Source organism: Intrasporangium mesophilum, from assembly GCF_054783095.1.
Genome location: NZ_BAAGRF010000015.1, coordinates 274,401 through 281,972, shown reverse-complemented (window position 1 = coordinate 281,972; position 7,572 = coordinate 274,401). Strand labels below are relative to the sequence as shown.

Annotated in this window: 8 protein-coding genes and 1 pseudogene; 4 read left to right on the top strand and 5 right to left on the bottom strand. The window is 68.7% G+C overall.

All coding sequences use genetic code 11. The features are described 5' to 3' along the window. Positions 1 to 87 (top strand): annotated as a pseudogene (locus ACYVLP_RS15070) (carbohydrate ABC transporter permease); the annotation flags it as partial. A 163-nt stretch (positions 88 to 250) separates the two neighbouring features. On the opposite strand, the gene ACYVLP_RS15065 reads toward ACYVLP_RS15070, so the two are convergent. Continuing rightward, the gene (locus tag ACYVLP_RS15065) at positions 251 to 1,105 is read right to left on the bottom strand and encodes an ABC transporter permease (RefSeq protein ID WP_460628146.1); all 855 of its coding nucleotides are present in this window, start codon (positions 1,103 to 1,105) and stop codon (positions 251 to 253) included. Next, positions 1,102 to 2,142 (bottom strand): ATP-binding cassette domain-containing protein, encoded by a 1,041-nt coding sequence (locus tag ACYVLP_RS15060; protein ID WP_460628145.1) that lies wholly within the window; start codon positions 2,140 to 2,142, stop codon positions 1,102 to 1,104. The genes ACYVLP_RS15065 and ACYVLP_RS15060 overlap by 4 nt, the downstream gene beginning before the upstream one ends. 185 nt (positions 2,143 to 2,327) lie before the next feature. Between ACYVLP_RS15060 and ACYVLP_RS15055 the strand changes: the two genes are divergently transcribed. Continuing rightward, the gene (locus tag ACYVLP_RS15055) at positions 2,328 to 2,732 is read left to right on the top strand and encodes a helix-turn-helix domain-containing protein (RefSeq protein ID WP_460628144.1); all 405 of its coding nucleotides are present in this window, start codon (positions 2,328 to 2,330) and stop codon (positions 2,730 to 2,732) included. A gap of 11 nt (positions 2,733 to 2,743) precedes the next feature. Here ACYVLP_RS15055 and ACYVLP_RS15050 read toward each other — a convergent pair whose 3' ends face one another. From ACYVLP_RS15050 to ACYVLP_RS15040, 3 genes are all read right to left on the bottom strand, one after another. Continuing rightward, entirely contained in the window at positions 2,744 to 3,610 is an 867-nt protein-coding gene (locus ACYVLP_RS15050) for an alpha-1,2-fucosyltransferase (protein ID WP_460628143.1), read from the bottom strand. Positions 3,611 to 3,709: 99 nt separating this feature from the next. Continuing rightward, a complete protein-coding gene (locus ACYVLP_RS15045; RefSeq protein ID WP_452270952.1) occupies positions 3,710 to 4,339 on the bottom strand; it encodes an ATP-dependent Clp protease proteolytic subunit in 630 nt (209 codons plus the stop codon). Further along, on the bottom strand, positions 4,336 to 4,944 hold the full coding sequence (locus tag ACYVLP_RS15040; protein ID WP_460628142.1) for an ATP-dependent Clp protease proteolytic subunit: 609 nt from the start codon (positions 4,942 to 4,944) through the stop codon (positions 4,336 to 4,338). Before ACYVLP_RS15040 ends, ACYVLP_RS15045 begins: the two co-directional genes overlap by 4 nt. A 140-nt stretch (positions 4,945 to 5,084) precedes the next feature. Between ACYVLP_RS15040 and ACYVLP_RS15035 the strand changes: the two genes are divergently transcribed. Together ACYVLP_RS15035 and ACYVLP_RS15030 are read left to right on the top strand one after the other, a co-directional pair. Then, on the top strand, positions 5,085 to 5,633 hold the full coding sequence (locus ACYVLP_RS15035; RefSeq protein ID WP_460628157.1) for a DinB family protein: 549 nt from the start codon (positions 5,085 to 5,087) through the stop codon (positions 5,631 to 5,633). Positions 5,634 to 5,847: 214 nt separating this feature from the next. Next, the gene (locus tag ACYVLP_RS15030) at positions 5,848 to 7,494 is read left to right on the top strand and encodes an FAD-binding dehydrogenase (protein WP_460628141.1); all 1,647 of its coding nucleotides are present in this window, start codon (positions 5,848 to 5,850) and stop codon (positions 7,492 to 7,494) included. The last annotated feature ends 78 nt before the right edge of the window (positions 7,495 to 7,572 follow it).

Genomic DNA, 7,572 nt, shown 5'->3' with positions numbered 1-7,572 from the left:
CTGCTCGCCTCCCTACCCACCCTGGCCGTCTACATCATCCTCGGCCGCTACTTCATCGGCGGCCTCATGTCCGGCTCCGTCAAATAGAAAGAGTCGAGTGGTCACTTCCATACACACGGAAATGACCACTCGACATGTTTGCGCGTGATGTCTCGGTGTTGCTCGAGTGCCAACCAGCACCGCAACGCCTAAGTGGCGCCGCGGCACGCGCCGCAGCGAAGCGAGGCGCCAAAAGCAGGCGCCAAAAAACTCAGTCGGTCGTGCGCTTGTTGAACGCCCGGATCGACAGCGGTGCCAGCACCACCGTCAGCGCCACCGACCAGATGAGCGTCGAGGCGACGGGATAGTGCAGCGGCAGCGCGGAGTCGGGCGGCAGCGGGGTGGTGTTGCCCCACAGCTCACGCATCGCACGCACGAGCGAGGAGATCGGGTTCCACTCGGCGATGGTGCGCAGCCAGGCAGGGCTCATGTTCGCCGCCGGGGCGAACGTGTCGGCCAGGAACGTCAGGGGGAAGATCACCGTGAACATGACGCCCTGGACGGCCTCGGCTGTCTTCAGACGTGACCCGGCGAGGATCCCGATCCAGATCATCGCGAAGCCGAACAACAGCAGCAGCGCGAACCCGAGCACACCCTTGGCGAAGTCGGTGTTGATCCGCCACCCGATGAACAGGCCGGTGATCGCCATGACGACGACGCCGATGCTCGAGTGGATGAGGCTCGAGATGCTCCGCCCGACCAGGACCGAGGATCGCGAGATCGGCAGCGACCGGAACCGGTCGATGACGCCCTTGTTCAGGTCGTTGGTCAGGCCGATCGCCACGACGAAGCACGAGAACGTCATCGTCTGCGCCATGATGCCGGGCAGCAGCCACTCGCGGTAGTTGACGCCGGCGTTTATCGACCCGCCGAAGACATAGGCGAACAGCACCACGAACATGATCGGCTGGAACGTGACGTCGGCGAGCATCTCCGGCATCCGCCGGATGTGCTTGACGTTGCGCCAGACGTGGGTGCGCACCTGCTTCCACATGCCCGGCGGCTCGATGGTGGGGCGTGCCGCGGTCGCAGTCGCGAGGTCGCTGCGGACGGTGGTGTCGCTCATCGCGTCTCTCCCTTCGTCTCGGACGCAGCGTCGTCCTCGACCGCCTCCTCGGCGCGACGGCCGGTGAGGTGCAAGAACACATCGTCGAGCGTCGGGCGCTTGAGGCCGAGGTCGTCCAGGACGATCTCAGAGCCGTCGAACACGCCGGCGATCCGCGTCATGTCGGCCAGCCCCTCCGCGGGGGCGGTGAGCTGGCGGGCTGCTACGTCGACATGGACCTCGCGCGCGTGGGTCGCAAGCAGGGCCCGGGCTGCCTCGAGCTGATCGGCGTGGGAGACCGTGACGACGAGGCTCGCCTTGCCGGACTGGTCCTTCAGCTCGAGCGGGGTCCCCTGGGCGATGATCCGTCCGTGGTCCATCACGACGATCCGGTCGGCGAGCTGGTCGGCCTCCTCGAGGTACTGCGTCGTGAGCAGGAGGGTCGTGCCGTCGGCGACGAGCTCACGCAGCACTTCCCACAGCTCGGACCGGCTGCGCGGGTCGAGACCTGTCGTCGGCTCGTCGAGGAACAGCACGTGCGGGGCGGCGATGAGGCTGACTGCCAGGTCGAGCCGCCGGCGCATGCCGCCGGAGTACTCCTTGACGACCTTGTCGCCGGCATCTGAGAGCGAGAACCGCTCGAGCAGCTCGCCGGAGAGGCCGGCGATCTCCTTCTTGCCGAGGCCGTAGAGCGACCCCATGAGGTAGATGTTCTCCCGGCCGGTCAGGAACTCGTCGACCGTCGCAGCCTGCCCGGTCAGCCCCATGCTGCGGCGAACAGCGTCGGGGTCGGTCAGGACGTCGTGGCCGGCGACTCGTGCGGTGCCGCTCGTCGGGTTGCTCAGGGTGGTCATCATCCGGACGGTCGTCGTCTTGCCGGCGCCGTTGGGACCGAGCAGGCCGAGGACCGAGCCTTGCGGGACCGCGAAGCTGACGTCGTCGACGGCCGTCATGTCCTCGAACTTCTTCACCAGGTGGTCGGCCTCGATGGCGGGGCCGGTGAAACTCTCTCGTGCGGGGCGCGCCGATCTGGCTATGGCGCTGCTGGACAAGCTCATGTGAGTGCTCCCAAAGGTTGGAGGGTGGAACCACGGTAGATCCCACCCCTGACAAGCCTAGGCGCGGTGTGCACGCCGTCAACATCAATACGGGCCACCCGTTTCGCTCACCGCGTAGCCGCAGGTGCGGCCGACCCGTGCGCGCCGTGTCACAGTGGAAAGACCCGACCCGAACGGAGGCCACGATGGCCGCGTCACCAGCTCGCATCGTCCGGCGGTCTCCCTTGCTCCGCGAGGTGTACGGCCTCCTCCTGCGGCGTCGGCGCCTCGCGGCCGGACGCACCCTGGCTGACGTCGCCGCCGAGGCAGGCGTATCGATGGCCTACCTTTCCGAGGTCGAGCGCGGGCTCAAGGAGCCGTCGTCAGAAGTGCTCGCCGCGATCTGCATCGCGCTGGACTCGAGCGTCGTGCACCTCGTCGGCGCCGCCCACCGTGAGCTGCGGGAGCTCGCTGGCTCCGTCGCCGGTGAGGGCCAGGTGCTCGACCTCGCGTCACGGCGCACCGAGCAGCACGAGCGCCTCCAGCAGGTCGAGCGGCCGGCGCGGACCGAGCGCGTCGCCGACCTCGGCCCCGCGATGCTCGCTGCCTGACCCGTCCCGCCTCACGCGTCCCACCCGCCGGGGAGGTTTCTGACCACCGTCCATCGCGGGTCGAGCTGGTAGGCCGCGCCCCCGTGCGACTGCCGACTGTGGAACCACGGTGCGATGACGTCAGCGTGGCTCGCTCCCACTCCGTCGAGGACCTGGAGACGGTTGCTCAGGTAGGCGCCCCAGTAGGAGAACGACGAGTTGGCGAGGACGAGCCGGGGCGATGCGGCGATCATCGCGAGCTGGTCGGCGACGGTCGACGCCTCCGGAGCCGTCCTCACGGGCGCGATCTCCTCGAGCCAGCCGAGCTTGGCGCGACACCAGCCGAGGTCGTCGGACACGAGCAGGATGCTGCGGACCGGTGCCTGGTCGTTCGCCCGACCGACCGCGAGGCGGAGGTACTCGACCACGTCGAACGAGTAGAACCCGCGGAATCTCGGGTCGCTGTAGTAGTCGCCACGACGGACGTTCACGGTCAGGTCGCCCTGGCCCCGATGCCGGGCCGCAAGGCGCCGGAAGGGAGCCCCTTCGGGCAGGAGCACCTCGTCGATGAACCGCTCCAGGTCGTCGACGGAGTAGTCCAGCCCCAGCTCCTGGAAGAACTGCCCGTAGCTGCGCGGGTTGAACAACGAGAACTCGCCGTCTCGCGTGACGAGGGACTCGAAGACCCAGGGGAACCACTGCGTCCACGCCGCCATCACCTCCGTCCACCGGACGACGACCGCCTCGCCACGCGCCTGACGCGCGTGGGCCTGCAGCCAGAAGTAGAGGATGTTGCCGATGCCGACGTCGTGAGGAGGCCACAGCACCAAGGGGTCCCGCCGTCGAACGATGGACAGGGCCGCCGCCTTGGCCGCGGCACCGACTGGTCGGCGCACCACCACCCACTCCCTCCGCCCGCGCGTTCGTGCCCGAGCCACGCTCGCTCCTGGGCAACGATTCGTGGCCCGTCTGGAAGACGCACGGCCGGATCAGAAGTGTCACCCCGACCAGGCGGGGGCGGTGGCGAGCTCCGCCTCGGACGCGCGCTCGATGACCTGGTCGACGATCCCGAAGCCGACAGCCTGCTCCGCTGTCAGGACCTTGTCCCGGTCGGTGTCCAGCCGCAGCTGGTCGACGGTTCGGCCCGTGTGCTTGCTCAGCACGTCCTCGACCTGGGAGCGGACGCGCAGCAGCTCGTCGGCCTGCAACGCAAGGTCCGAGACGGTCCCCTGACCCCCGCCGGTGGCGGGTTGGTGCAGCAGCACGCGTGAGTGTTTCAGCGCGAACCTGCGCCCAGGCTCTCCGGCCGCGAGCAGCACCGCGGCCGCCGAGGCTGCCTGCCCCAGGCAGTAGGTCGCGACCGGGGTCGGCACGAACTGCATGGTGTCGTAGATCGCCATGAGGGCGGTGAAGGACCCGCCGGGACTGTTGATGTAGAGGGAGGTCTCACGGTCGGCGCCGACGTCCGCGAGGTGAAGCAGCTGGGCCATGACGACGTTGGCGACACCATCGTCGATCTCGGTGCCCAGGAAGATGATTCGCTCCTGAAGCAGGCGGCTGTAGATGTCGAAGCTGCGCTCACCTGCGGGCGTCCGCTCGATGACGTAGGGGATCGTGTAGCTGCTCATCGCAGACCCACCTTCCGCTCGACGCCCGCCGGGCGGACGTCCGCGAGCGAGGTGACCACGTGGTCGACGATCCCGTATGCCGCAGCCTCCTCCGCGCTGAACCACCGGTCGCGCTCGCTGTCCTTCGTGATCTGCTCGACGCTCTGGCCGGTGTGCTCGGCCTGGAGCTCGTTGACCCGACGCTTGATGGCCTTGAGGTTGTTGGCCTGGACCTCGACGTCTGCGGCGGTGCCCTGGATGCCCGCAGACGGCTGGTGCATCATGATCCGCGCGTTGGGCAGCGCGAAACGCTTGCCGGGCGTGCCTGCGCCGAGCAGGAACTGGCCCATCGACGCCGCGAATCCCACTGCGAGAGTTGACACGTCGTTCGGGATGACCCGCATCGTGTCGTAGATCGCGAGACCAGCGGTAACCGAGCCACCCGGGCTGTTGATGTAGAGGCTGATGTCGGCGCGCGGGTCGCGAGCGGACAGCAGCAGCAGCTGCGCGGTGATCCGGTTCGCGATCGGGTCGTCGACCTCGGCCCCCAGGACGATGATCCGCTGGTGGAGCAGCTGCATCGACAGCTGGTCGTCCAACGGGGCTGGAGCAAGAGTTTCCGTCATGCACCCAGCCTGCGCGACGGCATACCCAGGTTGGTATGCCGCTCTGCCCCAGGCAGATTCGCCGCAGGCGAAGCGCGCCAGACGGAGCTGGCGGGCAAATGGTGTGGCGCCGCTCTCGATGGTGCACCACGATGGTCGCCATGGCCGGCAAGAAGTACCCCGACATGTGGGTGGACCCCGAGGACGACCCTCGCAGCCAGGAGGCCGTGCTCGGCGACGAGAGGGAGACCCTTGTCGACTACTTGCGCAGCTACCGCCTCACCCTCGAGATGAAGTGTTCCGGCCTCGACGCCGAGCAGCTGGCGATGCGCTCGGTGCCGCCATCGACGCTGTCGCTGCTCGGGCTGGTCCGGCACATGGCTGCCGTCGAGCGGAACTGGTTCCGGCGGACCATGGCCGGTGAGGACATCCCCCGGCTCTACCGCCTGCCGGACGACCGCGACGCCGACTTCAACGGTGCCGTCGGCGACGATGCTGTCGTCGCCGAGGCATGGCAGCGGTGGCGCGAGGAGGTGGCCAACGCCGAGGCCTTCGTGGAACAGGCGGACTCGCTCGACGTCGTCAGCAAAGACCCGAACACCCGGATCAACCTGCGCGAGGTCCTGGTCCACATGATCGAGGAGTACGCACGGCACTGTGGGCACGCTGACCTGCTGCGCGAGTGCATCGACGGCGCCACAGGGCAGTAGCACCCCCGCGCGCATCGCATCCGGTGCCGCCTGCAGCTCCCCCAGCTCGGTGGCCATGGCTACAGCGGAGGCACACGCAACGGCATACGGGCTGCGGTAGGTTCGGCCCGAGGTCTGGCGCTGTGGGGCCGGCGCTCTGCGCCGGACGCCCGCGCCAGAACCTCGCGAGCGGCACCGGCAACGACGCCGGGGCCAGACCTTGGGGAAGGGACCGATGGAAGCCGACGTCGTCGTCGTGGGAGCCGGCCTGGCCGGCCTCGTCGCTACCGCGGAGCTTGCGGATGCCGGCAAGCGGGTGCTCCTGCTCGACCAGGAGGGCGAGCAGTCGTGCGGCGGGCAGGCGTTCTGGAGCTTCGGCGGACTGTTCCTCATCGACAGCCCCGAGCAGCGACGGATGGGCATCAGGGACAGCATCGAGCTCGCGACTCAGGACTGGATGGGGTCTGCTCAGTTCGACCGAGACGAGGACTTCTGGCCGCGCAAGTGGGCGGAGGCGTACCTGCACTTCGCTGCCGGAGAGAAGCGCGCCTGGCTGCACGAGCAGGGACACCGCCTGTTCCCGGTCGTCGGCTGGGCCGAGCGAGGCGACGGCCGCGCCGACGGTCACGGCAACTCGGTCCCCCGGTTCCACATCACGTGGGGCACCGGTCCGGGGATCGTCGAGCCGTTCGACCGCCGGGTCCGGGCGGGGGTCGCAGCGGGTCGGGTGACGCTTGCTTTCCGGCACCGGGTCGACGAGCTCGTCGTCACTGCGGGCACGGTGACCGGCGTCCGTGGAAAAGTGCTCGCACCCGACGCGTCCGGACGCGGAAAAGCCACGAACCGCAACGAGATCGGCGACTTCGAGATCGCCGCACAGGCGGTGGTCGTGACGAGCGGCGGCATCGGTGGCAACCATGACCTCGTCCGGCGCAGCTGGCCGTCGCGACTCGGCACCCCGCCCGCGCGCATGGTCTCGGGCGTGCCGGCACACGTCGACGGGCGGATGCTCGGGATCACGGAGACGGCGGGCGGCCACATCATCAACCCGGACCGGATGTGGCACTACACCGAAGGCCTGCAGAACTGGGACCCGGTCTGGGAGAACCATGGCATCCGGATCCTTCCGGGCCCGTCGTCGCTATGGCTCGACGCGCGTGGGCGGCGTTTCCCGGCTCCCTACTTCCCGGGCTTCGACACGCTCGGCACCCTCCGGCACATCATGGGCACCGGCTATGACTACTCGTGGTTCGTACTGACCCAGAAGATCATCGAGAAGGAGTTCGCTCTCTCCGGCTCGGAGCAGAACCCCGATCTCACCGGCAAGGACATCAAGCAGGTGCTGGGGCGGGTGAAGAAGGGCGCGCCGGGACCGGTGGAGGCGTTCAAGCGACACGGGGCGGACTTCGTCGTGGCCGACACCCTCGACCAGCTCGTGCGTGGGATGAACGAGCTGACCGGCGACGAGCTCATCGACGGCGCCGAGCTGCGCCGGACGATCGTGGCACGGGACAACGAGATCGACAACGACTTCACCAAGGACGCGCAGATCACCGCTGTGCGCGGCGCGCGAAACTACCGCGGCGACAAGCTGATCCGGGTCGCGACACCGCACAAGCTCCTCGACCCCAAGGCGGGTCCGCTCATTGCAGTGCGTCTCAACATCCTCACTCGAAAGACCCTCGGCGGCCTCGAGACCGACCTCGCCGGACGCGTGCTCCGGGTCGGCGGTGAGCCCCTGGCGGGGGTGTATGCCGCAGGTGAGGTGAGCGGGTTCGGTGGCGGTGGGATGCACGGCTACAACGCGCTCGAGGGGTCGTTCCTGGGCGGCTGTCTCTTCAGCGGGCGGACCGCCGGCCGGTCCGTAGCTGCAGCCCTGTGACCTGACCGTCGGCTCGCTCGGCCGCCAGCGCACGAAGCGGCACCACTCGACCGTTCGGTCGGGCGGTGCCGCTTCGCC